We start from the raw sequence: 25,337 nt of genomic DNA, 5'->3' as shown, positions 1-25,337 counted from the left end.
ACAGTGTTGCTCTACCCGAATCGGGCGTTGCCGCTCACTCAGGCGTTACCGCTGAGCTTCTCCCGCAGAGCCGCCAGCTGCGCGTCACTGGCGAGCGAACCGCCGGTGGACTCGGCCGGACCGGAGGTGGCCTGCGTGGCGTTGCCGCTCTCGGAGGAGTAGTTGCCCGCGGCCGGACCGCCGGCGGCGGCTTCGGCAGCCGCGTCGGCGGCCATCTTCTCCATCTGAGCGGTGTGCATCTTGTGGCGACGCTCGGCCTCGGCGTAGCGGCCTTCCCACTCTTCCCGCTGCTTGTCGAAGCCCTCGAGCCATTCGTTGGTCTCGGGATCGAAGCCCTCGGGGAAGATGTAGTTGCCCGCTTCGTCGTAGCTGTCGGCCATGCCGTACTTCGACGGGTCGAACTCGGCGTGGTAGTCCTCGTTCGCCTGCTTCAGCGACAGCGAGATCCGGCGACGCTCCAGGTCGATGTCGATGACCTTGACCATCGCGTCGTCGCCGACGGCCACGACCTGGTCCGGGACCTCCACGTGGCGCTCGGCCAGCTCGGAGATGTGCACCAGGCCCTCGATGCCCTCTTCGACGCGCACGAAGGCACCGAAGGGAACCAGCTTGGTGACCTTGCCGGGCACGATCTGGCCGATGGCGTGGGTCCGGGCGAACTGACGCCACGGGTCTTCCTGGGTCGCCTTGAGCGACAGGGAGACGCGCTCGCGGTCCAGGTCGACGTCGAGAACCTCGACGGTGACCTCGTTGCCGACCTCGACGACCTCGGACGGGTGGTCGATGTGCTTCCAGGACAGCTCGGAGACGTGCACCAGGCCGTCGACGCCGCCCAGGTCCACGAAGGCACCGAAGTTGACGATCGAGGAGACCACACCCTTGCGGACCTGGCCCTTCTGCAGCTGGTGCAGGAACTCGCTGCGGACCTCGGACTGGGTCTGCTCGAGCCAGGCGCGACGCGACAGGACCACGTTGTTGCGGTTCTTGTCGAGCTCGATGATCTTGGCCTCGATCTCCTTGCCGACGTACGGCTGGAGGTCGCGGACACGACGCATCTCGACGAGCGAGGCGGGCAGGAAGCCACGGAGACCGATGTCGAGGATCAGGCCGCCCTTGACGACCTCGATGACGGTGCCCTTGACGGCCTCGTCCTTCTCCTTGAGCTCCTCGATCGTGCCCCACGCGCGCTCGTACTGAGCCCGCTTCTTCGACAGGATCAGGCGGCCTTCCTTGTCCTCCTTGGTGAGAACCAGGGCCTCGACCGCATCGCCCACGGAAACGACCTCGTTCGGGTCGACATCGTGCTTGATGGAGAGTTCACGGGAGGGGATGACGCCTTCGGTCTTGTAACCGATGTCGAGCAGGACCTCGTCACGATCGACCTTGACGATGGTTCCCTCGACGATGTCGCCATCGTTGAAGTACTTGATCGTGGCGTCGATGGCGGCGAGGAAATCCTCGGCGGAGCCGATGTCGTTGACGGCTACCTGCGGCGAGGTGACGGTGGTGGGCATATGTGGGTTTGCTCCGGACGGATTGTGGTCGGTTGCGGACATTGGAACTTTCGGTACGCTGCGAGATCACCGCGACGAGGCGACGAGGGACCGAACAAGTATCGCACGGACCGCCGACATTGCCGCTGATCAAACTCAGCACGGGCGACTCCGTCATCGGATACTGTACGCATCAACCCCGGCGCACGGCGTTCCTCGTGAGAGGTTCCTCGAAAGACACTCGCGTGCCTCAGCGTACGCGAGGGTGTTCCAGCCGGGCAAACCACCCCCCGTTCCCGCCGATACCCTTGGCGCCGTGTCCGATGACGAACGCCATGCGCAGGCGAACGCGCTGCTGGGAACCGCGGCGACCACCCGAACCAGGATCGGCTCGGCCGACAGCGAACGCGCCAGCAGGCGCTGGTGGGACGCCGACGCCGACCAGTATCACCAGACCCACGCCGATTTCCTCGGTGTCGACTCCCCCGGCGGCGAGTTCGTGTGGTGCCCGGAGGGGCTGCACGAGGGCGACATGCGCTTTCTCGGCGACGTGACGGGCAAGTCGGTGCTCGAGATCGGCTGCGGTTCGGCGCCGTGTTCGCGCTGGTTGGCGGGGCAGGGCGCGTATCCGGTCGGGCTGGATGTGTCGATGGGAATGCTCGCGCGCGGCGTGGCGGCGATGGAGCAGGGTGGACCGCGGGTGCCGCTGGTCCAGGCCGGCGCGGAGGCGTTGCCGTTCGCGGACGAATCCTTCGATCTGGCCTGTTCGGCGTTCGGCGGGGTGCCGTTCGTCGCCGATTCGGCGCGGGTGATGCGCGAAGTGGCGCGGGTGCTCAGGCCGGGCGGGCGCTGGGTGTTCTCGGTGAATCATCCGATGCGCTGGATCTTTCCCGACGATCCGGGTGAGGCCGGCCTGGTGGCCCGGATACCGTATTTCGATCGCACGCCCTATGTAGAGGTCGACGGCGACGGCGTACCGACCTACGTCGAGCACCATCGCACGATCGGTGACCGGGTGCGCGAGATCGTCGGCGCGGGGCTGACCCTGCTCGACATCGTGGAACCGGACTGGCCGGAATGGCTCGACCGCGAATGGGGGCAGTGGTCGCCGTTGCGCGGGGAGATCTTCCCCGGCACCGCCATCTTCGTCACCGAGAAGCCCGGCGCCTAGAACTCGGGAAGCGCGGCGAACGACGGGGCGACCTGGACGTTCGGCACCGTTTCGGCGACCCAGCGACGCGCCCTGGTGAGCGCGTGATGCGGGAATTCGGCGTCGAAGCGGACGTCGTCGGACAGCAGGTACGGCAGTTTCCCGTGCAGGCCGGGCGCGTAGGGGTGAGGCGGGCACATCTCGTCGCGGCGGAATCGGCTGCCGATCGTCCGTTCCCGCTCCCCCGGCGGCCCCGTCTCCGGACAGATGATCTGGAACACCGCCGAGCAGCGGTCCCTTGGCACCACGATGGACGCCGCGAACACGAGCTCACCGTGCGGACCCGGCATCCGCGTCTTCTCGACGCGCAGCAACGCGGGCAACTGGTCGACCCACACCACGAATGCCTCGATCAGACAGCCGGTGCGCGCGTGGTGTTCGGCCAGCCGCCTGCGCAGCCGCTTCGGATCGTCGAGCCGCGCGGGCAGATCGGGTGCGCCGTTGACGTAGTTCAGCGCGACGACATCACGAGTGGCCGGATTCCCCCAGGTCGTGTCGTCCAACTGTTGCATTCCAGGAATGTCGAACGAGATGGGCACCGGATCAATTTACCGGCGCGGTCGAGTTCGGTTGTCGCCGTGCACGGCTCGGCGCGTTGTTCCAGACGAAACCCGGTGATCGCCCAGGTCGGCCGGTCGGGTGCCGTGACAGATCACCACATTGAGCGTCCGAGGGCCCCGATCCGAGCGACTCAGTCGCGCTTGGGCTTTCGGCCGACCTGTTCGAGGGCCAGACGCAGGGCGTATTCGATCTGGGAGTTGATGCTGCGCAGGTCGTCGGCCGCCCACTTGGCGATGGCCTCGTGGACGGCCGGGTCGAGCCGCAGCAGAACCTTTTTGGGTTCTCTCTTCGGCGCGGGCACAGTCGACCTCAGTAGAGGGATCCGGCGTTGACGACCGGTTGGGTCGCGCGGTCGCCGCAGAGGACGACGAGCAGGTTGGAGACCATGTTGGCCTTGCGTTCCTCGTCGAGTTCGACGGTGCCCTGTTCGGCCAGGCGGTCGAGCGCCAGCGCGACCATGCCGACGGCGCCCTCGACGATCCGGGTGCGGGCGGCGACCACCTGCGCGGCCTGCTGACGGACCAGCATCGCCTGCGCGATCTCGGGGGCGTAGGCCAGGTGGGTGATGCGGGCCTCGATCACCTCGATACCGGCAGTGAGGGTGCGTTCGCGCAGTTCGACGGTGAGTTCCTCGGCCACCTCGGCGCCGTCGCGCAGGCTGGTGCGGGCGTCGTCGTGTGCGTCGTAGGGGTGCGTGGTCGCCAGGTGACGGACCGCGGCCTCGGACTGGGTCTCGACGTACTCCTCGTAGTCGTCGACCGCGAAGGCGGCCTTGAAGCTGTCGACCACCTTGTAGACCACCACGGCCGCGATCTCGACGGGGTTGCCGTCGGCGTCGTTGACCTTCAGCTTCTGGGTCTCGAAGTTGCGCACCCGCAGCGAGATGGACTTGCGGTCGCTGAGCGGGACCACCGAGAAGAAGCCCGGTTCGCTGACCGAGCCGATGTAGCGGCCGAAGAAGGTGACGACCTTGGCCTCGTTGGGATCGACCACGATCAGCCCGGTGGCCAGCGCCGCGACGATCACCACGCCGAGCACGCCGATCACCGCGCCCGCCCAGGCGAGGGCACCGCCGTCGTGCTTGGACACCGCGATCAGCGACAGCACCGCGAGGGCGCCGAACAGCAGGGTGGACACCAACCACCCGAGTAGGACGGCAAATCCGTTGAAGCGAAAGGCGGGCCGCAGTTCCATGACATCCTCCGATATCTGAGTGATATCATTACAATAGCAGATACAGACTGCGGCGACAACGTCGGTTACGCGCCGGGGATGGTGCGATTGGCGCGGAACATGCCGTGCGGGTCGTACTTCGTCTTCAAGGCCCGCAGCCTGTCGAAATCGGCGCGGGGATAGCCCGCCGCGGTCTGCTCGGGGCCTGCCGCGGCGCCCGCCCCGTAGAGGAAGTTGAGGCTGTGGCCGATCGTCCACGGCGCCAGTGCTTTTCGCACCGTGTCCAGCGCTTCGGGAGCGGCATCGCCGGCGCCCGCGTCGGTGATGACCCGCACGATGTACTCGGCGTCACGATGACCGACCGACGCGGTCCCCCGGCGCAGCGCCCCACCGAGATGACGGATGTCGACCACGGCGTCGACCGGCCCGCCGGGTGCGGTCTGGGCCCGCAGCGCGGCCAGCGCTTCGGGGGTGAGGTCGGCGAGCAGTGCGTTGGTCGCGGCGTAGGCGTGCGGGAAGTCGGGATCGCTGTGCACCGTGTGGGATTCGGTGTAGGGCATGGTGCGCAGGTCGTCGCGCAGGCGGTCACCGATCGCGCGCAACGGTGCGATCAGGCGCTCGGCTGCCTCGGCGGCCAACGTGGTCGCCACCCGGATGGAGGCGACGTGCCTGCCGCGCAACGGCTGCGGGACCGGTGGGATGTCGGGGAAGGTCAGCACGGCGAGGGTGGAGGTGATTTCCTCGGGCACGGTCGCACTCCACTGCCGCCAGGTATCGAGCACCGTGTCGACGAGCGGGGTATCGAACATCAGCTGGCCGCCATAGATTTCGGTGACGGGCACGAGGTCGAGTTCGAGGGCGGTCACCACGCCGAAGTTGCCGCCGGTGCCGAGGACCGCCGCGAACAGTTCGTCGGCGGGACCGATGGTGCGGACGCGACCGTCCGCCGTGACGAGTTCGATCGAACGCACATGGTCCGCGGCGTAACCGAATTCGCGGCCGAGCAACCCGAGTCCGCCGCCGAGCACATAGCCGACCACACCCACCGACGGTGACGAACCGTTCAGCGGGGCCAACCCGTGCGCGGCGGCGGCCTCGACAAGTGCGCCGGCCCGGACACCGGCGCAGACCCTGGCGGTTCGTTTGTCCGGGTCGACGGTGATCGCGTTCATCCGACCGGTGGTGACGAGCACCCCGCCGTCGACGGCGACCGACAGCCCGTGCCCGGTGGCCTGCACAGCGAGGGGAGCCCGGTGCCGCACCGCGTATTCCACGGCGGCGCGCACGTCCTCGGCGTGGACGGCACCGGCGACGAGTGCGGGCCGGTGGGTGTAGGCGGTCTGGAATCCGGCGATCTCCTGCTGGTACCCGGCGTCGTCCGGGGTGAAGACGGGGCCGGTGAAAGTGGCGGTTTCAGTCATGACTCCACTGTGCTCACCATGGTGGAATAAGCCCAACAGATAGTTTTTCTGGGTCCTATAATCAGTGGTTATGGAACTGCGGCAGCTCCGGTACTTCGTGACCGTCGTCGACGAGGGCGGCTTCACCCGGGCAGCCCAGCGCCTGCACCTGAGTCAGCCGGGTCTGAGCGCGCAGCTCAAACAGCTCGAACGCGAACTCGGCCAGCGGCTTCTGGATCGCGGCGCCCGGACCGTCACCCCGACCGAGGTGGGCCGGGCGGTTCTCGACCACGCCCGCGCCGCCCTGGCCGCCGTCGACCGCATCGACCAGACCGTCCAGGAGTTCAGCGGACTGCTGCGTGGCCGGGTGCGGTTGGGTGCCGTCTCCGGTGCGGCGGCCGACGAGTTCGACATCGCGGGCGTGCTGGCCGGCTTCCACGACGACCACCCCGGTGTCGCGATCAGCCTGACCGAGGACACGTCCGAACGCATGCTCGACGCACTCGACCGCGACGACCTCGACCTCGCGCTGGTCGGCCTCACCGGCGCCGAGCTCGGACCCGGCATCGCCACCGACGTGGTGCTCGAGACCCCGCTCGTCGCCGCGGTCGCCGCCGGGGCCGACGAACCCGCCGACACCATCACCCTGCGGGCGCTCACCGGGCGACGTCTCATCTGCCTGCCCCGCGGCACCGGCCTACGCGGAATCTTCGAACGTTCCTGCGCCGCCGCGGGTTTCGTTCCGGAAATCGCCTTCGAGGCAGCCGCTCCCCCGCTGCTGCTCGAGCTCGCCGCACGCGGCCTCGGCACGGCGGTGGTGCCCGCGCTCGGGGCCGAGGAAGCGGCGGGATTCGGGGTTCGCGTGCTGCCGATCGTCGAGCCGGCGATCCGCGGCAGGCTGGCGCTTGCCTGGCGAGCCGATCGCCCACTCACCCCGGCAGCCAAGGTGCTGCTCGGTCAGCTGCGCATCGCGCTGCGCACCGGCACCTGATGCCGCCCGCGCCGCCGTCGTCACGGCGGCGTTAGGCTCGCACCCACACTGATGAAGGAGAGCTCGACCACGACAGGAAGGGCGCGACATGGGGCAGTCGACAACCGCGGGGAAGTTGCGGGAGCTGCGGCAGAATCTGAGGGCGGCACAGGAACCGGCGGGGGAAGCCGGCGTCGCCAAGCGGGCGGCCAAGGGGATACCGAGTCCGCGTGAACGGATAGACATGCTGCTGGACAAGGGCAGTTTCGTCGAAATCGGCGCCCTCGTGCGGCAGCCGGGAGAGGGCCTCTACGGCGACGGCGTGGTCACCGGGCACGGAACCGTGGACGGACGCCCCGTGGTGGTGATCGCCCACGACCAGACCGTGTACGGCGGGTCGGTCGGTGAGATGTTCGGCCGCAAGGTGGCCATGGCCATGGACCGCGCGGCCGACGTGCAGTGCCCGTTCATCGCGATCAACGACTCCGGCGGCGCCCGCGTGCAAGACGCGGTGACCTCGCTGGCCTGGTACGCGACCATGAGCCGCCGCCAGCTCCGGTTGTCGGGCCTGGTGCCGCAGGTATCGATCATGCTCGGCAAATGTGCTGCGGGAGCGGTGTATTCGCCGATCAACACCGATGTGCTGATCGCCACCGAGTCGGCGTACATGTTCGTCACCGGTCCCGAGATCATCCGTGAGACCACCGGTGAGGTGGTCACCCTCGAGGAACTCGGGGGTGCGTTCAACCAGGCGCAGAACGGCAACATCCACCACGTCGCCGCCGACGAGCGGGCCGCCTTCGACTGGGCGCGAGCGTATTTGAGTTACATGCCGTCGAGCTGTTTCGACGAGGCGCCGGTGGTGAATCCCGGTCTCGAACCCGAGATCACCGAGTCCGATCGCGAACTCGACTCGCTGATCCCCGATTCCGATCGCGCCGGTTACGACATGTACGACGTGCTGTTACGCATCTTCGACGACGGCGACTTCCACGAGATCGGTGGCAACGCCGCCCGCAATCTCATCACCGGTTTCGCGCGTGTGGACGGCCGCAGTGTCGGCGTGATCGCCAACCAGCCGCTCGTGTCCAGCGGCGCGATCGATGCCCGCTGCTCGGACAAGGCGGCCCACTTCATCCGGCTCTGCGACGCGTTCGGTTTGCCGCTGGTGTTCGTCGTCGACACACCCGGTGTGCTGCCGGGGGTCGAAGAGGAGAAGATCGGCGTCATCAAGCGGGGCGGGCGGTTCTTCTACGCGGTGGTCGAGGCGACCGTGCCGATCGTCACCGTCGTCGTGCGCAAGGCCTACGGCGGTGGTTACGCGGTGATGGGCTGCAAGCAGCTCGGCGGCGATGTGAACCTGGCCTGGCCGACCGCCCGCATCGCGGTGATGGGCGCGGAAGCGGCGGTCGGGTTGACGCAGCGGCGCCGACTGGCCGCTGTCGCCGAGGAACAGCGCGGCCAGGTCCGTCAGCAGATGATCGACTTCTACAACGCCACCGTGGCCACCCCCTGGATCGCCGCCGAACGCGGCTACATCGACGCGGTGATCGAACCGTCGCGGACCCGCCTGGAAATCCGCAAGGCCCTGCGCCTGCTCGCCGACAAACGCGAGATCCGAGGGCCACGCAAACACCTGCTCATGCCGTTGTGACACCGTGCTCGGCCCGGCGCCCGCGCCGGGCCGGCCCGCACGCCGCCACATAGCCGCGGACCACGGGGCGGGTACCGTCGCGACGCCGGGCCAGGGCCAGTTCGCGAGCCGGTCGCGCCACACCACCTTCTCCGAGAACTGAACGACGACCGGCCGGCCGACGGCGTTCACACGATGGCCGGATCCGCCTGCGGCGCGGGGGGATTCGGCACCCGGCTCACCACTGTCCGCAGTACGAGATAGATCGGGAACGCGATGGGCGACAAGAGAATCGTGCCGACCAGCAGGGGTCCCATGAGCAGCGGGTGGATGGCGCGGTCACGGCTGTCGAGGTAGATCCAGCGGCCCAGGAACAGGTCCCAGGCGAGGATCTGGGCCCACAGCGCGGTCAGGACCGCGGGCTCGGCGGCGGCGGAGGTCATGGCGGCCAGCGACGGCGAGGTCACCAGCGACCACAGAGTTCCCAGGACCGGGATCGCCACGATCGCCCAGATCACCAGGGACGGCGCGACGATCCACGGCGAGGCGATGATCGGGCGGGTGCGCCGCCACGTCGGCGCGAAGATCATCAGCGCCCAGAACGGCACCGTGACATAGAACGACAGGTCGAACAGCGTGCTCATGCGGTGACCACCTTCCGGTTCCCGATCGCGCTCGCGAACGAAACCACTACTCCGACAACAACTCCCACGGCGACCGCCGCGGCGACGACAAGGGTTGCCCGGTCCGGGTGGACGAGCGGCTGCCCACGCAGCGCCTGCCAGGTCACCAGGGCAAGCACCGCGGCGTAACCACCCGAGGCGGTGAGGATCAGGCCGAGCCGCACGCGTGCGTGCCGCAGCAACGGAATCCGTGGCGCGAGGACTACGAGCAGGGCGGCGAGCAGCGGCAGAATCTGCAACGCGTGCATCCCGACGAAGTGGGGAATGCGCAGGTCACCGTTGGTGGTGCTCCAGCCGGTGATCGGCATACCCGGTGTGCCGTCGGGCGCACCGACGGTGTGCGCGCCCGCGATGCCCTCCACCCCCGATTCCCGCATGGGCATCAACTGCCCGAGCGCCAGGCCGACGAGGGTGATCGCGAGCCCGAGCCGGATCGACCAGGTGACGGCGGCATCGCCGATGCGGGCACGCGACAGACCGACCGCGACGGCCATCGTCGCGAGGAACAGCACGACGATGGTGACGGCCATCGTCACCCAGAGCACCGTGTCGAACACCGTCGTCGTGTTGAAGTGACTGCGGGTGCCGCGCACCACCTGCCCGACGATGATCACCTGCTCGATGGTTCCGGCGATCACGATCACCGTGGCCATCCACCACAGGAATCGGGAAGGCTTGGGCCGCAACGAGATCAGCCAGGCCAGTGCCACGCTGTAGAGCACGAACGACAGTGCGAATTTGGACGGCTTGAACCAGGCGGTCGACCCGGCGATCACCCGGTCGTCGACCAGCATCCCGACGACGGTCACCACCGCCAGGACCGCGTTGACGGCGGCGAAGTACAGCAGCGGCCGATGCAGTGGGGCGTGGCGGCGAGGCAAGGACTCTGCGATGGGGACGGACATGCGAATCTCCCGACGTTCTAGATAGCTACACTATCCGTTATGGATAGTTAGACTATCCATGAACGGGGCGCTAAGCAAGAGGGGCGAACGAAGGAGGCGACGGTGCGGATCTCGGAGTTGAGCGAACGCAGCGGCATCGCGGTGGCGACGATCAAGTACTACCTGCGTGAAGGGCTGCTGCCGCCCGGCGAACGCACCGGCCCCAACCAGGCCAGTTACGGAGACGAGCATGTCCGCAGGTTGCGCCTGGTGCGCGCGCTGATCGAGGTCGGCGGGCTACCGGTGGCCACGGTAGGTGACGTTCTGAGGGCCGTCGACACCCCCGATCTGCCGATGTTCAGCCTGCTCGGGGTGGTGCAGGGCAGCCTCATCTCCCCCGCTCCCGCCGCCTCCGACGCCGAGTGGGAACGCGCCTACGAGACCGTGCGCAGGGAAATGGATCGGCGGGGATGGTCGATGAAGCCTGCCCAGCCGGTGATCGAGGCCCTCACCGCCGTCCTCGTGCGCGCCGCCCAGCTCGGCTACCCCGAATGGGGCGAGACCGCGCTGCCCGCCTACTTCGACGGCGCGCGCATCGTCGCCGAAACCGATGTGGCCGAAGCACTTTCGGCGGGCGATCGCGATGCCGTCGTCGACGCGGTCGTAGTCCTCACCGTCCTGGGCGACACCGCCCTCGCCGCCATCCGCCGCATCGCCCAGGCCCAGGTCTCCCTGGAACGCCTGAACGTGAATCCCGACCTGCCCCACTGATCCCGCGAGAAATCCACCGAGTGATCTCGCACTCGCCGCCTCGAAAAGCCTCCCCGCGCCTGAGTCCGGCCCGAAGTCGCGGGGAGGCGGCTACAGCAGGCGGGAGAGGAAGGACTTGGTTCGTTCGTGCTGTGGGTTGGACAGCAGCTCACGCGGCGGTCCCGACTCCACCACCACACCGCCGTCCATGAACACCAACTCGTCGGCGACTTCGCGGGCGAAGCCCATCTCGTGGGTCACCACCAGCATCGTCATGCCCGAATCGGCAAGCTCACGCATGACCGTGAGCACCTCACCGACCAGTTCGGGGTCCAGCGCCGAGGTCGGCTCGTCGAACAGCATCAGCTTGGGATCCATGGCCAGCGCCCGCGCGATCGCCACCCGCTGCTGCTGACCGCCCGAGAGCTGTGCCGGGTAGGCATTGCGCTTGGCCGACAGACCGACCCGCTCGAGCAGTTCCTCGGCCCGGGCGATCGCCTCGGACTTGCGGATACCACGCACCTGGGTGGGTGCCTCGATGACGTTCTCGAGTGCCGTGCGATGCGGAAACAGGTTGAAGTGCTGGAACACCATGCCGATATCGCGGCGCTGGACCGCGGCGTCGCGCGGATGCATCTCGTAGAGCTTGCCGTTCTTCTCCCGGTAGCCCACGAGCTCGCCGTCGACGTAGAGCCTGCCCGCGTTCACCTGCTCGAGGTGGTTGATGCACCGCAGGAAGGTCGACTTGCCCGAGCCCGACGGGCCGACCAGGGTGAGCACCTTGCCCCGGTGCACCTCGAGCGAGATGCCCTTGAGCACCTGCAGCGCACCGAAGTTCTTGCACACCCGATCGGCGAGCACCATGGGAGGTGCGGTCACTGCTTCGCTCATTTCGCCTTCACCGCCGCCTGTGCCGTGGCCAGTTCCTCGAGCTGCTTGGCCGTCAGCTGCCGGGTGGCACCGCGCGAGTAATACCGTTCCAAGTAGTACTGCCCGACCATCAGCACGCTGGTGATCGCCAGGTACCAGGTGGCACAGACGAGCAGTAACGGGATCGGCTGGAAGTTCACGCCGTAGATGTCGCGGGCACGGCCGAACAGGTCGGTGCTCAAGGGGATCGCGGTCACCAGGGACGTGGTCTTGAGCATGCCGATCAGCTCGTTGCCGGTGGGCGGGATGATCACCCGCATCGCCTGCGGCAGCACCGTGCGGCGCATGGTCTGCGTCCACGACATGCCGAGCGCCACCGACGCCTCACGCTGCCCCTCGCCGACGGAGTTGATGCCCGCGCGCACGATCTCGGCCATGTACGCGGCTTCGTTGAGGCCGAGGCCGATCACCGCGAACAGGAACGCGGCCTGCAGGTTCTGCACGTCGATGTGGAAGAACTGCGGACCGAACGGCACACCGAGGTCGATCTGCTTGTACAGCGACGGGACAAGACCCCAGAACACCAGCTGCACGAACACCGGGGTGCCGCGGAAGATCCACAGGTAGACCCACGCGGTGGTGCGCAGCACCGGGTTCGGCGACAGGCGCATCACCGCGAGAATCGTGCCGAGACCCACCGCGATCGCCATCGCGAGCACGGTGAGTTCCAGGGTGACGATCGCGCCCTGGGTGATGCGCTTGTCGAACAGGTAGTCGCTGTAGGTGTCCCACTTGTAAGCAGGATTGGTGGCGGCGCCGTAGACGAACAAGCCAACCAGGATGAGGATGATTGCCGCCGCGATCCAGCGGCCCGGCCTGCGCAGCGGGACCGCTTTGATCGGTTCGGGTTCGGTGCCCGGTCCGGGCACCTCCACCGTGTCTTTCTCGTCGGTCACGTCAGCTCACTGCGCCGTTGACGACCGAGGTCTTGATCTGACCGTCCTGGACACCCCAGTTCGTGGTGATCTCACCGTACTTGCCGTTGTCGATCAGGTGCTGCAGCGCCTTCTGCAGCGACACCGCGAGCGGCGAGCCCTTCTGCACCGCCCAGCCGTAGGGCGCCGAGTCGAACAGCGGGCCCGAGGACTCGATCTTGCCTTCGCTCTGCTTGATCGCATACGCCGTCACCGGCGAATCGGCCGACATCGCGTCGACCTGACCGAGGACGAGCGCGTTGGTCGCGGCGCTCTGCTCGTCGAACGGCTTCATATCGATCGGCGGCTTGCCTTCGGCGACGCACTTGGCGCTCTTGGCGGGAATCTCTTCGGTGTGCTCGACCGTAGTGGCCTGTACGGCGACTCGTTTACCGCACGCATTGTTCGGATCGATGGTTTTGCCGGTTTGCTGGGCCCACTGGATTCCCGCGTTGAAATAGGTCGTGAAATCGACCTGCTGCTCACGTTCACGTGAATCGGTGATCGAGGACATACCCACGTCGTAGGTGCCTGCCTGGATCGCGGGAATGATCTTCTCGAAGGCGGACTCCTGATAATCGACCGTCAGCCCGAGGGTGGCGGCGACCGCGTCGAGCAGGTCCACGTCGAAGCCGACGATCTCGCCGCTGGCGTCCTTGTACTCGTTCGGCTGGTACGGCACGTTCACGCCGACGACGATCTTGCCTGCTTGCTTCACCTTGTCGGGCAGCGTCGCGGCGATGGCATCGACCTTCTCGACCGAGACCTTGGTGACCTCGGTGGTATCGCCCTCGGTGTTTTCCGCGCAGCCGGTCAACACCATCGCGCCCGCGGCGGCGGTACAGAGCAACCGCACGGCACCGCGGCCGAGCACAGTTCGAACAGACAAAGGAGCCTCCACATTTCACGTCGACGCCGGCCACGTGTCAGCGCCTGTTTGGCAATGTATGCGAACCGGACACAGCGTGGTGCGACAGTAACCGAAGATTGATCAGCGAATGTGAAAGGGGTGGGTTCACCTCCGGTGCACGCGGGCGGCGACCTGTTCGGTGAATTCGCTGGTCGAGGCGAGACCACCGAGATCCGCGGTGGCGATTCCGGCGGCGAGTGTGGCCGCGACCGCACCGGAGATCCGGTCCGCCGCCGCATTCAGCGCACGATTTCCGTCACGAACTCCCAACCAGCGCAACAACATTGCCGCCGACAGTTGCAATGCCACCGGATTCGCCCGATTGTGCCCGGCCAGACCGGGCGCGGCACCGTGCACCGCCTGCGCCATCGCCTTGGTATCGGAGCAGTTGAGTGAGGGCGCCATGCCGAGCGACCCGCTCAGCTCGCCCGCGAGGTCCGAGAGGATGTCACCGAAGAGGTTCTCGGTGACGATCACGTCGAATTCGCCGGGCGCGCGCACGAGGTGCGCGGCCATCGCGTCGACATGCGCGTCGTCGACCCGCACGTCCGGATACTGCCCGGCAATCTCGTAGCACACGTCACGGAAGAGGCCGGTGGTCATCGGGAGGACGTTCGCCTTGTGCACCACCGTGACCCGCTTGCGCCGTCCCCGCGCCAACCGCAGCGCCTGATGGGCGATCCGTTCGCACGCCTGCCGGGTGATCACGGCCACCGCCATGGCCACGTCCTCGGTCGGTTTGAACTCCCCCGACCCGGCGAACATGTTGCGATCGGCGTAGAAGCCCTCGCTGTTCTCCCGCACGATCACCAGGTCGATATCGGCTGCCGTCGCACGGACTCCCGGGAAGGCCACGGCGGGACGGATATTCGCGTACAGACCGAGGCGCTTGCGGATGGCACCGCCGGGCGCCACCCGCATGTCGGCGGGGTAGGAGGCGTTGTCGTGCGGGCCGAGGATCCAGGCGTCGAGTTCGTCGAGTGCCGCGAGGGTCTGCTCGGGCAGCGGGTGGCCGAATTCGGCGATGGCGTCGTGGCCGATGCGCAGTGGCACCCAGTCCACCGGGTCGAGCCCGGTCGCGCCGACCGCCTCGTCGACCACCGCGCGGGTGGCGGCCACCACCTCGGGTCCGATGCCGTCACCGTCGATCACTCCGAGCCGCACGCTCGCCTTCGTCGTGTTCACGCGCTCCATCCTCGCCCCTGCCGCCGCGCCACCGGCACGCGGACATACCGGAGCGACTAGTTTCTGCAGATCATGGTGCAGTCGGTGGAGCTCCTCCTGGACGGCGCGGGCGAGGCCGAGGTCCGCAGACAGTGGGCCGAGCTGGCCCGTCTCGGCCTTGCCGCCCCGCGCGGGGACACTCATCGACCACACATCACCGTCGCGGTGGCCCGCGAGATCTGGCCGAGGATCGACCGGGCGCTGGCGGGCCTGGAGTTCGCACCGTTGCCGGTCCGCCTGGGCGGACTGCTGATCTTCGGGGCACGCAGGCCGATTCTCGTGCGATCGGTGATCGTCACCGCGGAACTGCTCGACCTGCACCGCCGGGTCGACGAGCTGGTCAGCCCGTGCCCCGGTATGCCCGCGAACACGCGGCCGGGCGCGTGGACACCACACGTGACACTCGCCCGCCGCGTGACCGCGGAACAGCTCGGCACGGCGGTGGACGCGGTAGCCACCGACCATGAATTTCCGGCCGTTGCGGTGGGCATTCGCCGTTGGGACGGAGACGCGCGGCAAGAGCATGTGGCAGTCGGTGGAAGATAGAGGGACGCCGAGGCGTTACAGCCGAGGACACCGACAAGGAGAGGACGTCATGGCCACCCAGACGCTGACCCAGCAGAACTTCGACGAAGTCGTCACCGGAAACGACGTGGTACTCGTCGATTTCTGGGCTTCCTGGTGCGGGCCCTGCAAGAGTTTCGCACCGACCTTCGAGGCGTCGTCGGAGAAGCACACCGACGTCGTCCACGGCAAGGTCGACACCGAGGCCGAGCAGGGGCTCGCCGCCGCCGCCAACATTCGGTCGATCCCGACCATCATGGCCTTCCGCGAGGGCGTGCTCGTGTTCGCCCAGCCCGGTGCGCTGCCGCCCGCCGCGCTCGAGGATCTGGTGACCCAGGTCAAGGGCCTGGACATGGACGAAGTGCGCAAGCAGATCGCCGAGCAGCAGAACTCGCCTGCCGAATAGGCCGACTGCTCGGCCGTTGAAATGGCAAGGGCCCGTTCACCTTTCGTGAGGTGAACGGGCCCTGAACGTCGATCTGTCAGTTGGCGAGCAAGTTGACGCCGGCGATCATGGCGCGCACGGTCGACTCGGCGCCGCCGGCGCCCATGGCGGCGGCCCATCCACGCTTGCCGTTGAACTCGCACTGCACGAAGGTGGCGATACCGGCCTCGGTGCGGCGCTGGTGGAAGCGAAGGATCTCGAGGGGGTAGCCCTCGTCGTAGAGCGCCGAGGTCATCGCGGCGACCGGGTTACCGGCGGCGATGACGGTGCGCAGGTGGTTGCCGAGTTCCAGCGTGGCGGTGAAATCCGTTCCGGAACAAGTGAATTCGCCGAGGGTGACCGGTCCGGTGATCCGGATGTAGCGGGCGGCGAAGTCGGCGGGGTCGAGGTCACGGAGCTCGGCGCGCAGGGCCTTGGGCGCGGCGTCGAGCATGGCATGGTCCAGTGTGAGCAGTGTCATTGCAGGTGAGGTCTTCCCGAAGATGTCTTCGTTGGCAGAGGGGACCAGCAGTACAAAAGAGAAATCAGCCCGCAGCGAGGGGGCCGGTCCGAATCAGACCCCGCTACGGCGGGTTACTACGAGAAGAATCTGCCGTGTGACAGCCGACGCGGTCTGCGCGGCTGCGACCGCGCGGTCGCGGTGAGCGACAAGCGGCGCGGCGAAGCGGTCGGCGGGATTCGGCACGACTACGACAATAGGGGCGTCGTCGTGAAATCGCAACCTTGTTTCCCGCTCGACGTGTCTACTCGTGAGTACCATCACTGCAGCTCAGGGACCACTCGCCGGACGCGGGGTACCGTGAGCGCATGGGTATGGTCTTCGCGATGACGATCCCCGGGCTGGCGATCGGGCTCATCCTGCTGACGCTCCTGGAAGTGGTTGTCAACCGGCTAACCGGCAGCCGGGTGCTGCCCTGGACCCGCAAGCGGAGCGGACCGGCTGTCGCCGCGACGGGCTTCGAACATCTGGCCGCCATGTTCCAGGGGTCCAAACATCACGAGTTCGAACAGCGGCAGACCACGCTGATGCATCGGGAGAACCCGTCCGACGGTGCACCGCCACGCGACGAAATAGACCTCAGCGGCGGGTCCGCGCGGTTGATCGCGCGCGAGCGCTGAATCCGCTGTGCGGCAACAAGAGCTCGGTCGGTTGCCGTCAGCTCTTCGCGCGGGCAGGTAGCGCGGTCACCGAGGCCAGTGCGCGAGCCGAGCCGTCGACGTCCATCTGCATCCGCAGCCCGGTCGGACGCACGCTCGTGCGCAGGACCACCTTGTCGCGGGCCATCACCGGGCCCACATGTTCGATGATCGCCCGGTAGGGCAGTTCGTGGGTGTCCGGGTGGGCGGCGAGGGTTTCCTCGAGCGCTTCCCAATACACGGCGTTGTTGACGTGGCCGAGGCGGTCGACATCGGTGACACGCAGCGGGAACGGCACCGTCTCCACGTCGGGGTCGTCGAGTTCGGTGAGGGCGGCTTTCCAGCGCAACCGGTGCTCGGTGGTGCTGGCCAGCATCGGCGCCATGAAGGTATCGGTCATCCGGGCGGGCCGCCCGGCCACGGGGTCGATATGGATCAGGAACGCGGCCGCCTCGATGTGCCCGCTCCGCTCGCCTTTCAGCTGGATCCGCATATCGCACCAGCGGTTGGACAGGGCGTCGGCCCAGCGACGCAACTGCACCCGGTCGCCGAACACGATCGGCTCGTACACGTCGATCACGGTGCGCCGCACGATCCAGGCCTGGTGGATGTCGCCGTCGGCGACCGCGTCCAGGTGGTCGAACCCGATGTCCTGCAGGTAGCGCGCCACCGCGTCGAGCCGCAACCGGTCCTGATCGTCGGTGTCGCCGAGACGGACCGGCCACGACCGCGCGAAGGCCCGCGTGATGTCGAGGCAGTCGGGCAGCGGGGTGGGGATGACGTCGACGGGCATGAGCCGATGCTGTCACACATCGGGGTCGCAGTCCGGGGACGACTCGCGAGTCGCGGGCGCTCACTGTTCGGCGGCCGCCTTGATCCCGTCGACGTGGGCGGTCCACATCTGCCGGGAGTGCTCGGCGTCCGCCTCGGTGGCGTTGTTGTCCTGGCTCAGCGACAGGTGTGTCGTCGTGTCGTCGCCGCTGAGCTCGTAGGTGAGCGTGTGGTAGTTCGCGGGAATGTCGGGTTGCCCGCTCAGGGGACTGTAATGCGTCATCCGCAGCAACCGGCCGGGCTCGGCGGCGAGGATCTCACCGCGATCCTCGTATGCCCTGCCCTGAAACTCGCCGGTCCAGGTGATCGAACTACCCGGCTGCCAATCGGTACGCACCTCGGCGCCGAACATGAACTCGCGGATCTGCGCCGGGTCGGTCAGCACCTCCCACACCCGCTGTGGAGAGGCCTCGACGTCGGTCCGCACGGTCGCGACGAATCCGGTCATGATGCTCAACTCCTTCGGTCGATCACCACCACCTTAGGACCGCGCCCGGCGCGCCGTCTTGGACAAACGCGCCAGGTAGCGGCAGGTGAACTCAGTGTGCGGCGGCGTCCCAGCTGCGCCCGGTGCCCACCGAGACGGTGAGCGGGACCGACAGCTCGATCGCGTTCGACATCTGTTCGCGCGCGAGGGCTTCCAGCGCCGCACGCTCACCCTCGGCCACCTCGAACACGAGTTCGTCGTGGATCTGCAGCAGCATGCGCGAGCGCAGCCCCGCCTCGCGGATCGCGGTGTGGACGTTGATCATGGCGACCTTGATGATGTCGGCGGCCGTGCCCTGGATCGGCGCGTTGAGCGCCATCCGCTCGGCGGCCTCGCGGCGCTGACGGTTGCTCGAGTCCAGATCGGGCAGGTAGCGGCGACGACCGAACAGCGTCTGGGTGTAGCCGACCTTGCGGGCCGCCTCGACGACCTCCGACAGGTAGTCGCGGATACCGCCGAAGCGGTCGAAGTAGACCTCCATCTGGTCCTTCGCCTCGGCGGTACTGATCTTGAGCTGGGCGCTGAGGCCGTAGGAGCTCAGACCGTAGGCGAGGCCGTAGGACATCGCCTTGATGCGGCGGCGCATCTCCGACGTGACCTCCGACAGCGGGATGTCGAAAGCCTTCGACGCGACGAAGGTGTGCAGGTCCTCCCCCGAATTGAACGCCTCGATCAGGCCCGCGTCGCCCGACAGGTGCGCCATGATGCGCATCTCGATCTGGCTGTAGTCGGCGGTCATCAGCTCCGAGTAGCCGGGGCCGACCACGAAGGTGTCGCGGATCATGCGGCCGGTGTCGGTGCGGATCGGGATGTTCTGCAGGTTCGGCTCGGTCGAGGACAGGCGACCGGTGGCGGCGATGGTCTGGTTGAACGTGGTGTGCACGCGGCCGTCGTCGGCGACCGACTTGAGCAGGCCGTCGACGGTCACCTTGAGCCGGGTCGCGTCGCGGTGGGCGAGCAGGTGTTCGAGGAAGGCGTGGCCGGTCTTCTCGAACAGCGATTCCAGCGCGTCGGCGTCGGTGGTGTAGCCGGTCTTGGTTCGCTTGGTCTTGGGCATGTCGAGTTCGTCGAACAGCACCACCTGCAGCTGCTTGGGCGAACCGAGGTTGATCTGCTTGCCGATCACGTCGTAGGCGGCGTTGGCGGCCTCGCTGACACGGTCGGCGAACTGCTGCTGCAGATTCTCGAGCTGGGTGACGTCGACGGCGATACCCGCCTGCTCCAGCTCGCCGAGCACGCCGAGCAGCGGCAGCTCCATCTCCTCGAGCAGGGCGGTGGATTCGATCTTGGCCAGTTCCTCGTCCAGGGCCTCGGCCAGGTCGGCGACGGCGCGGGCGCGCAGCATCTCCTCGCGGGCGATGCCCTCGGCGACGCTGTCCTCGTCGTCGAGCAGCGACAGCTGGGTCTGCTCGCTGGTCTCGGCGCGCAGCTCGCGCTTGAGATAGCGCAGCGACAGGTCGTCGAGGTTGAAGCTGCGCTGGCCCGGACGGACCAGATAGGCGGCCAGCGCGGTATCGGTGGTGAGCCCGGCCAGGGTGAAACCGCGCCCGCGCAGGGCGTGGCCCGCCGACTTCGCCTCGTGCAGCGCCTTGGAGACCGCCGGGTCGGCGAGCCAGGCCGCCAGCGCCGTCTCGTCCTCGGGCGTGAGCACGGTCAGGTCGATGTAGCCGCCCTCGCCGTCGGCCGCGGCGATGGCGAGCGCCCGGGCCTCACCGTGCACCGGCGTGCCCGTGCCGACGATCGAAAGCCCATGGCGCGCACCCGCTTTCGCATGCTCGGCCAGCCAGTCCGCGACCGCGCCCTGGTCGAGTGCGCCGCCGCTGATCTCGAAACCCGACTCGGCTTCGGGCTCGGGCGAACCGAGGGTGTCGAACAGCCGGTCGCGCAGCACCCGGAATTCCAGGTCGTCGAAGAGTTGATGGATCTTCTCCCGGTCCCAGGGCGCCTTGACGAGCTGGTCGGGGGTGTAGGCCAGCGGTACCTCACGCACCATTTCGGTGAGCTGGCGGTTGAGGACCACGCTCGACAGGTTCGCGCGCAGCGCGTCGCCCACCTTGCCCTTCACCTGGTCGACCCGCTCGACGAGCGTGGCGAGGTCGCCGTACTCGCGGATCCACTTGGCCGCCGTCTTCTCCCCCACCCCCGGAATGCCGGGCAGGTTGTCGCTCGGGTCACCGCGCAGCGCCGCGTAGTCCGGGTACTGCGCCGGGGTGAGCCCGTATTTCGTCTCCACCTCGGCGGGCGTGAACCGCGTGAGATCCGAGACGCCCTTCTTCGGGTAGAGCACGGTGACGTCGTCGTTGACCAGCTGGATCGCGTCCCGGTCGCCCGTGACGATCAGCACCCGGTAGCCCTGGGCCTGCGCCTGGGTGGTGAGCGTGGCGATCACATCGTCGGCCTCGTACCCGTCGATGGCCATCACCGGGATGCCCATGGCCCCCAGCACGTCTTTGGTGAGTTCGACCTGCCCGCGGAACTCGTCGGGCGTGGCACTGCGATTGGCCTTGTACTCCGGGTACGCCTCGGTCCGGAACGTCTTCCGAGACACATCGAAGGCCGCCGCCACATGCGTCGGCTGTTCGTCGCGCAACAGGTTGATGAGCATCGAGGTGAAGCCGTACACCGCGTTCGTCGTCTGCCCGGTGACGGTCTTGAAGTTCTCCGCCGGTAGCGCGAAAAACGCACGATAGGCAATCGAATGCCCATCGAGCAGCAGCAGCGTCGGCCGCTCGCCCTCCGCGGCAGTGGTCGTAGTCGATGCCTGAGCAGTCGTCGGTGAACTCACCCGCATGAGTGTAGGGACACCCACCGACACTTCGGCTATCGGTGCGCGGGCGTGCTCTGCAAAAAAGGCCGGGCACGCTGTGGCAGCGTGCCCGGCCTCCGCGGTACCCGATCAATCCACGCCCAGGTACGCCGACATCACCGCCGGATCGGTCAGCAGATCGGCCCCGGCGCCGGTCTTGGTCACCTCACCGGTTTCCAGGATGTAGGCCCGGTCGCTGCGGGTCAGCGCCTGCTGGGCGTTCTGCTCGACCAGCAGCACGGTCGTGCCCTGCCGGTTGATCTCACTGATGATCCGGAAGATCTGCTGGATCACCATCGGCGCCAGACCCATCGACGGCTCGTCGAGCAGCAGCAACTTGGGCCGCGCCATCAGCGCGCGTCCGATGGCCAGCATCTGCTGCTCACCACCGGAGAGCGTGCCGCCCACCTGCTTGCGGCGCTCGGCCAGCCGGGGGAACAGCTCGAATACCCACTCGAGCGTCTTCTGATTCTCCGCCTTGTCGTCGAAAGGTCTGCCGTAGCAACCCATATCGAGGTTCTCCAGCACCGTCATGCCGGGGAAGACGCCGCGGCCCTCGGGCGCCTGGATGAGCCCCTCGACCACCCGGTCGTGGGCCTTCATCGTGGTGATGTCCTTGCCCTCGAACAGGATCCGGCCCGAGGTGAGCGGCAGCAGGCCCGACAGCGCCCGCATGGTCGTGGTCTTGCCCGCACCGTTGGCGCCGAGCAACGTGACCAGCTCGCCCGGCGCGACCGACAGCGAAATACCGTGCAGCGCTTCGATTCTGCCGTAGTGCACCACCATGTCGCGCACTTCGAGCAGCGGTGTCGGCGCAGCGGGCTCGGCCGGTTCGTCCTTCTCGAGCACCGTCGTGCTCGCCACGGCCGCACCCGCCGTCGGCGTCGCACCCGCCGCCGCGGCGGCATCGGCTTCCTCCCGCACCTCGGCGACCGTATCCGCGTCGGGCACACCGAGATACGCCGCGATCACCGCCGGATCCTCGCGCACCTGGGTCGGCAGCCCATCGGCGATCTTGCGGCCGAACTCGAGCACCACGATGCGGTCGGTCACGCCCATCACCAGCCGCATGTCGTGCTCGATGAGCAGCACGGTGTACCCGTCGTCGCGGATCTTGCGGATCAGGTCCATCAGCGCCGACTTCTCGCTGGGGTTGAACCCGGCGGCCGGCTCGTCGAGGCACAGCAGTTTCGGCTCGGTGGCCAGCGCTCGCGCGATCTCGAGCCTGCGCTGGTCGCCGTAGGACAGGTTGCGCGCCTTCTCCACCGCGCGCGGTGCGATACCGACGAATTCGAGCAGGGCCATGCCGCGCTCGATGGCGTCGCGTTCCTCGCGCCGGTGTTTGGCGGTGCGGAACACCGCGCCGGGCACCGAGGTGGTGTGGCGCGCGTCCGTGCCGACGACGACGTTCTCGAGTGCCGTCATCTCCCCGAACAGCCGTACGTTCTGGAAGGTGCGCGCGATCCCGAGCCGGGTGATCTCGTTGCGCTTGGTCTTGGCCAGCGGTTTGCCGTCGAAGTGCACGCTGCCCGCCGCCGGTTTGTACACACCGGTGATGGCGTTGAAGCAGGTGGTCTTGCCCGCGCCGTTGGGGCCGATGAGCCCGAGGATCTCGCCGCGGCGGATCTCGAAACTCACCCCGTCCAGCGCCGTCAGACCACCGAACTTCACCGTCAGCCCGTCGGTGCGCAACAAGGGCTCACCGACGGCTGTCTCGATCGCACGGTGCGGTGCGACGACGTCGGCCACGGCCTCGGCGTCGCCCAGTTCGGGCAGCACCGCCGTCACGTCGACCTCGCCCGCGGGCTCGACCTCCGGTGCCGCTTTGTATCCGGCGGCCATGTCCTCGTTGTCGTACAGCGCGTCGCCCGCGCCCGGCCCGGTCATCGCCTCGCTCCGATCAGTTCGGCCGGCTTGCGCACGGCCTGGTACACCTGTCTGCCGTAGGTGAGCAGTTTCTGCCGCACCGGGAACAGGCCCTGCGGTCGCAGAATCATCATCACCACCAGCGCGATGCCGAAGTAGAGGTACTTCAGGTCACCGAGGGTTTGCGCACCGCCCTTGCGGAACAGCAGCACACTGCCGAACAACAGCAGCCCGAAGATCACCGCGACGATCGAGGCCGTGATCACCCCGCGCCGCGCCCAGACACCGAGCACGTCACCGCGCCACCGCCACAGCAGCCACAGCCCGACGAGCAGGGCGATATCGAGCGCGAGCAGCACGTAGCCGGTCGACTCGTTCGACACCAGCTGCACCGACTGCAACCGCATCGGCAGGTAGGCGATGAGGAACGCGCCGACGATCACGCCGAGCTTGTTGCCCGAACCGCCGAGCACCACCGCGCACAGGAACAGCATCGACAAGATGATGTCGAACTGCTTGGGGTTCACATAGGTGACCTGACCGGCATACATGGCACCGGACAGACCGCCGACCGAGGCACCGATCACGAACGCCCACAGCTTGAACTTGAAGGTCGGCACGCCCATGATCTCGGCGGCGTCCTCGTCCTCGCGGATCGCCACCCAGGAGCGGCCGACGCGGCTGCGCTCGAGGTTGCCGATGATGAGCAGCACCACGATCACCAGCACCATGCCGAGCCAGAACCACCAGGTTCCGTTGCTGGCGCGGGTGAACGGATTCCAGCTGTCGGGGTTGCCGAGATTGCCCGGCGAGAAGAACCCGCCGGGTCGGGCCTCGGACTCGCCGACCTCCGGGTAGGAGATCTTGGACAGGCCGAGGCTGCCGTTGGTGAGCTCGCCGAGGTTGTCGGCCATCAGCCGGACGATCTCACCGAAGCCGAGCGTCACGATGGCCAGGTAGTCACCGCGCAGCCGCAGGGTCGGCGCACCGAGGATCAGGCCTGCCACCGCGGTGAGCGCCACCGCCAGCGGCAGGCACGCCACCCAGGCCCAGCCGGGTTCGAGCCAGCCGCCGTCGGTCTGGTTCCATGGGCTGTTGGGGCTGGTCAGCAGGCCGACGGTGTAGGCGCCGACGGCATAGAAGCCGACGTAACCGAGGTCGAGCAGACCGGCCTGGCCGACCACCACGTTCAGGCCGATGGCGATCAGCGCGTACATCGCGAACTGCGCCATCACACCGCCGAAACTCACACCGGGAGTGTCGATGAGCGGGGGCGGGAACAGCGGAAGCAGGGCGAGCGCGGCGATGATCGGGATTCCGACCGCCCACTGCCCCGGCCGCGACAACCCGTCCCACCAACCGCGAATCGCGTCGCCGATGCCACGCTTGTCCTGTTGCGCCACTGCGGTTTTCGTCATGTCGGTCATGCGCGTGCCCTCCCCAGACTCTCGCCGAGGATGCCGGTGGGCCGGAACATCAGCACGGTCACCAGCAGCACGAACGCGACCACGTCACGCCATTCGGTGCCGAACAGGATCTGCCCGTACTGCTCGGCGATCCCGAGGATCAACCCGCCGAGCAGCGCGCCGCGCAGGTTGCCGATGCCACCGAGTACCGCGGCGCTGAAAGCCTTGATACCGAGAATGAATCCGCCGGAGAAGATGATGCCGGTGGGAATGTAGAGCGTGTACAGCATGGCGGCCGCACCTGCCAGCAGACCGCCGATGAGGAAGGTCAGCATGATGACCCGTTCCCGCGAAACGCCCATCAGCGTCGCGGTGTCGGGGTCCTGGGCCACCGCGCGGATGCCACGGCCGAACTTGGTCCGGTTGATGACGACCTCGGTGATGATCGCGAGCACGATCGCCGCCGCGAAGATCACCAGTGCCACATTGGTCACCTGGGCGCCGAGGAAGGTGAACTGCACCTTCGGCTCGACCAGCCGGATGCCGGTCTGCGCGTTGGAACCACCGAGACCCGGCTTGATCTTGGGCAGGATGTAGTGCACGAATTCCTGGATCACGAACGACATGCCGATCGCCGTGATGAGGAAGGCGAGTGGTTTGGCGCCTCGCCTGCGCAGTGGCCGGTAGGCGACGCGTTCCAGGCCGACGGCGGCGATGCCCGAGACCAGCATGCCGAACAGCATCGCCAGGCCGAGATAGGTGATCGTCAGGACGACACCCTGGGAATACACATTGCCGCTCGGGGCGAAGCCGAGCAGCTCCAGCCCCACGTAGGTACCGAACATGCCGAGCATGAAGATCTCGGAATGGGCGAAGTTGATCAGTCGCAGCACGCCGTAGACCAGCGTATAGCCGACGGCGACCAGCGCGTAGATCGAGCCGTAGGTGAGTCCGTCGACCGTCAGTTTCCAGAACTGGTCGATCACCCCGGACACATTGAAATCGATGGACCCCTCGGCCAACAAGGTCACACCGAGCGATGCGGCTGATGTCATGGTTA

General features: G+C 67.6%; 25 protein-coding genes and 1 pseudogene. 7 read left to right on the top strand and 19 right to left on the bottom strand.

The window, feature by feature from the left end; all coding sequences use genetic code 11:
* Nucleotides 1-38: 38 nt before the first annotated feature.
* Entirely contained in the window at nt 39-1,514 is a 1,476-nt protein-coding gene (rpsA, locus tag AB0I35_RS26680) for a 30S ribosomal protein S1 (protein ID WP_067498011.1), read from the bottom strand.
* Nucleotides 1,515-1,809: 295 nt separating this feature from the next.
* Between rpsA and AB0I35_RS26675 the strand changes: the two genes are divergently transcribed.
* On the top strand, nt 1,810-2,664 hold the full coding sequence (locus AB0I35_RS26675) for a class I SAM-dependent methyltransferase (protein WP_357399074.1): 855 nt from the start codon (nt 1,810-1,812) through the stop codon (nt 2,662-2,664).
* On the opposite strand, the gene AB0I35_RS26670 is transcribed toward AB0I35_RS26675, so the two are convergent.
* The 4 genes from AB0I35_RS26670 to AB0I35_RS26655 all read right to left on the bottom strand — a co-directional run bounded on the left by AB0I35_RS26670 (nt 2,661) and on the right by AB0I35_RS26655 (nt 5,858).
* On the bottom strand, nt 2,661-3,215 hold the full coding sequence (locus tag AB0I35_RS26670; protein WP_357399072.1) for a hypothetical protein: 555 nt from the start codon (nt 3,213-3,215) through the stop codon (nt 2,661-2,663). The two genes, AB0I35_RS26675 and AB0I35_RS26670, sit on opposite strands and share 4 nt — an antisense overlap.
* Before the next feature lie 179 nt (nt 3,216-3,394).
* A complete protein-coding gene (locus tag AB0I35_RS26665) occupies nt 3,395-3,565 on the bottom strand; it encodes a hypothetical protein (RefSeq protein ID WP_166655833.1) in 171 nt (56 codons plus the stop codon).
* 8 nt (nt 3,566-3,573) lie between these two features.
* Nucleotides 3,574-4,458, bottom strand: a complete 885-nt coding sequence (locus AB0I35_RS26660; RefSeq protein WP_357399071.1) for an SPFH domain-containing protein — start codon at nt 4,456-4,458, stop codon at nt 3,574-3,576.
* Nucleotides 4,459-4,523: 65 nt separating this feature from the next.
* Nucleotides 4,524-5,858: an FAD-binding oxidoreductase gene (locus AB0I35_RS26655; RefSeq protein ID WP_357399070.1), complete on the bottom strand. Its 1,335-nt coding sequence runs from the start codon at nt 5,856-5,858 to the stop codon at nt 4,524-4,526.
* 70 nt (nt 5,859-5,928) lie between these two features.
* Here AB0I35_RS26655 and AB0I35_RS26650 point away from each other — a divergent pair, with 70 nt between their 5' ends.
* Together AB0I35_RS26650 and AB0I35_RS26645 are read left to right on the top strand one after the other, a co-directional pair.
* Nucleotides 5,929-6,828 (top strand): LysR family transcriptional regulator, encoded by a 900-nt coding sequence (locus AB0I35_RS26650; protein WP_357399069.1) that lies wholly within the window; start codon nt 5,929-5,931, stop codon nt 6,826-6,828.
* 88 nt (nt 6,829-6,916) lie between these two features.
* Nucleotides 6,917-8,461, top strand: a complete 1,545-nt coding sequence (locus AB0I35_RS26645; protein WP_357399068.1) for an acyl-CoA carboxylase subunit beta — start codon at nt 6,917-6,919, stop codon at nt 8,459-8,461.
* A 167-nt stretch (nt 8,462-8,628) separates the two neighbouring features.
* Here the strand turns inward: AB0I35_RS26645 and AB0I35_RS26640 are convergent, their stop codons facing one another.
* On the bottom strand, nt 8,629-9,084 hold the full coding sequence (locus AB0I35_RS26640; RefSeq protein ID WP_357399066.1) for an ABA4-like family protein: 456 nt from the start codon (nt 9,082-9,084) through the stop codon (nt 8,629-8,631).
* The gene (locus tag AB0I35_RS26635; RefSeq protein WP_357399065.1) at nt 9,081-10,028 is read right to left on the bottom strand and encodes a hypothetical protein; all 948 of its coding nucleotides are present in this window, start codon (nt 10,026-10,028) and stop codon (nt 9,081-9,083) included. The genes AB0I35_RS26640 and AB0I35_RS26635 overlap by 4 nt, the downstream gene beginning before the upstream one ends.
* Before the next feature lie 102 nt (nt 10,029-10,130).
* On the opposite strand from AB0I35_RS26635, the gene AB0I35_RS26630 reads away from it, so the two are divergent.
* A complete protein-coding gene (locus tag AB0I35_RS26630; RefSeq protein ID WP_357399063.1) occupies nt 10,131-10,778 on the top strand; it encodes a MerR family transcriptional regulator in 648 nt (215 codons plus the stop codon).
* A 90-nt stretch (nt 10,779-10,868) separates the two neighbouring features.
* Here AB0I35_RS26630 and AB0I35_RS26625 read toward each other — a convergent pair whose 3' ends face one another.
* The 4 genes from AB0I35_RS26625 to AB0I35_RS26610 all read right to left on the bottom strand — a co-directional run bounded on the left by AB0I35_RS26625 (nt 10,869) and on the right by AB0I35_RS26610 (nt 14,705).
* A complete protein-coding gene (locus AB0I35_RS26625) occupies nt 10,869-11,621 on the bottom strand; it encodes an amino acid ABC transporter ATP-binding protein (RefSeq protein ID WP_133734253.1) in 753 nt (250 codons plus the stop codon).
* A 23-nt stretch (nt 11,622-11,644) separates the two neighbouring features.
* Complete coding sequence (locus AB0I35_RS26620; protein WP_357399062.1) at nt 11,645-12,583, bottom strand: amino acid ABC transporter permease; 939 nt, start codon at nt 12,581-12,583, stop codon at nt 11,645-11,647.
* Between the two features lies 1 nt (nt 12,584).
* Nucleotides 12,585-13,424, bottom strand: a complete 840-nt coding sequence (locus AB0I35_RS26615) for an ABC transporter substrate-binding protein (RefSeq protein WP_357399102.1) — start codon at nt 13,422-13,424, stop codon at nt 12,585-12,587.
* A 192-nt stretch (nt 13,425-13,616) separates the two neighbouring features.
* Nucleotides 13,617-14,705 carry an isocitrate/isopropylmalate dehydrogenase family protein gene (locus AB0I35_RS26610; protein ID WP_357399060.1) on the bottom strand — a complete coding sequence of 363 codons (1,089 nt, stop codon included), beginning with the start codon at nt 14,703-14,705 and terminating at the stop codon, nt 13,617-13,619.
* A gap of 75 nt (nt 14,706-14,780) precedes the next feature.
* On the opposite strand from AB0I35_RS26610, the gene AB0I35_RS26605 reads away from it, so the two are divergent.
* Together AB0I35_RS26605 and trxA are read left to right on the top strand one after the other, a co-directional pair.
* The gene (locus AB0I35_RS26605) at nt 14,781-15,281 is read left to right on the top strand and encodes a 2'-5' RNA ligase family protein (protein ID WP_357399059.1); all 501 of its coding nucleotides are present in this window, start codon (nt 14,781-14,783) and stop codon (nt 15,279-15,281) included.
* Nucleotides 15,282-15,330: 49 nt separating this feature from the next.
* Nucleotides 15,331-15,705: a thioredoxin gene (trxA, locus tag AB0I35_RS26600; protein ID WP_067644661.1), complete on the top strand. Its 375-nt coding sequence runs from the start codon at nt 15,331-15,333 to the stop codon at nt 15,703-15,705.
* A gap of 76 nt (nt 15,706-15,781) precedes the next feature.
* Here trxA and AB0I35_RS26595 read toward each other — a convergent pair whose 3' ends face one another.
* Nucleotides 15,782-16,204, bottom strand: coding sequence for a 2-keto-3-deoxygluconate kinase (locus AB0I35_RS26595; protein ID WP_357399057.1), 423 nt, complete (start codon nt 16,202-16,204; stop codon nt 15,782-15,784).
* A gap of 347 nt (nt 16,205-16,551) precedes the next feature.
* Here AB0I35_RS26595 and AB0I35_RS26590 point away from each other — a divergent pair, with 347 nt between their 5' ends.
* The gene (locus tag AB0I35_RS26590; RefSeq protein WP_357399056.1) at nt 16,552-16,863 is read left to right on the top strand and encodes a DUF6191 domain-containing protein; all 312 of its coding nucleotides are present in this window, start codon (nt 16,552-16,554) and stop codon (nt 16,861-16,863) included.
* Between the two features lie 37 nt (nt 16,864-16,900).
* Here the strand turns inward: AB0I35_RS26590 and AB0I35_RS26585 are convergent, their stop codons facing one another.
* The 7 genes and pseudogenes from AB0I35_RS26585 to AB0I35_RS26555 form a co-directional block, all read right to left on the bottom strand.
* Nucleotides 16,901-17,674, bottom strand: a complete 774-nt coding sequence (locus AB0I35_RS26585) for an acyl-ACP thioesterase domain-containing protein (RefSeq protein ID WP_357399055.1) — start codon at nt 17,672-17,674, stop codon at nt 16,901-16,903.
* A 60-nt stretch (nt 17,675-17,734) separates the two neighbouring features.
* Nucleotides 17,735-18,160, bottom strand: coding sequence for an SRPBCC domain-containing protein (locus AB0I35_RS26580; RefSeq protein WP_357399054.1), 426 nt, complete (start codon nt 18,158-18,160; stop codon nt 17,735-17,737).
* Between the two features lie 91 nt (nt 18,161-18,251).
* Nucleotides 18,252-20,990 carry a DNA polymerase I gene (polA, locus tag AB0I35_RS26575; protein WP_357399101.1) on the bottom strand — a complete coding sequence of 913 codons (2,739 nt, stop codon included), beginning with the start codon at nt 20,988-20,990 and terminating at the stop codon, nt 18,252-18,254.
* A gap of 105 nt (nt 20,991-21,095) precedes the next feature.
* Complete coding sequence (locus tag AB0I35_RS26570) at nt 21,096-21,791, bottom strand: ABC transporter ATP-binding protein (protein ID WP_357399099.1); 696 nt, start codon at nt 21,789-21,791, stop codon at nt 21,096-21,098.
* A 147-nt stretch (nt 21,792-21,938) separates the two neighbouring features.
* Nucleotides 21,939-22,847: pseudogene (locus AB0I35_RS26565) on the bottom strand (ABC transporter ATP-binding protein); the annotation flags it as partial.
* A 41-nt stretch (nt 22,848-22,888) separates the two neighbouring features.
* Nucleotides 22,889-24,298 carry a branched-chain amino acid ABC transporter permease gene (locus tag AB0I35_RS26560; protein ID WP_357399053.1) on the bottom strand — a complete coding sequence of 470 codons (1,410 nt, stop codon included), beginning with the start codon at nt 24,296-24,298 and terminating at the stop codon, nt 22,889-22,891.
* Nucleotides 24,295-25,332, bottom strand: a complete 1,038-nt coding sequence (locus AB0I35_RS26555; RefSeq protein ID WP_357399051.1) for a branched-chain amino acid ABC transporter permease — start codon at nt 25,330-25,332, stop codon at nt 24,295-24,297. The genes AB0I35_RS26560 and AB0I35_RS26555 overlap by 4 nt, the downstream gene beginning before the upstream one ends.
* Nucleotides 25,333-25,337 lie beyond the last annotated feature (5 nt).

The sequence above is a fragment of the Nocardia sp. NPDC050378 genome (assembly GCF_040655675.1).
Taxonomy (GTDB): domain Bacteria; phylum Actinomycetota; class Actinomycetes; order Mycobacteriales; family Mycobacteriaceae; genus Nocardia; species Nocardia coubleae.
The sequence above is the reverse complement of the archived record's forward strand: the minus strand, read 5'-3'. Positions and strand labels throughout refer to the sequence as shown.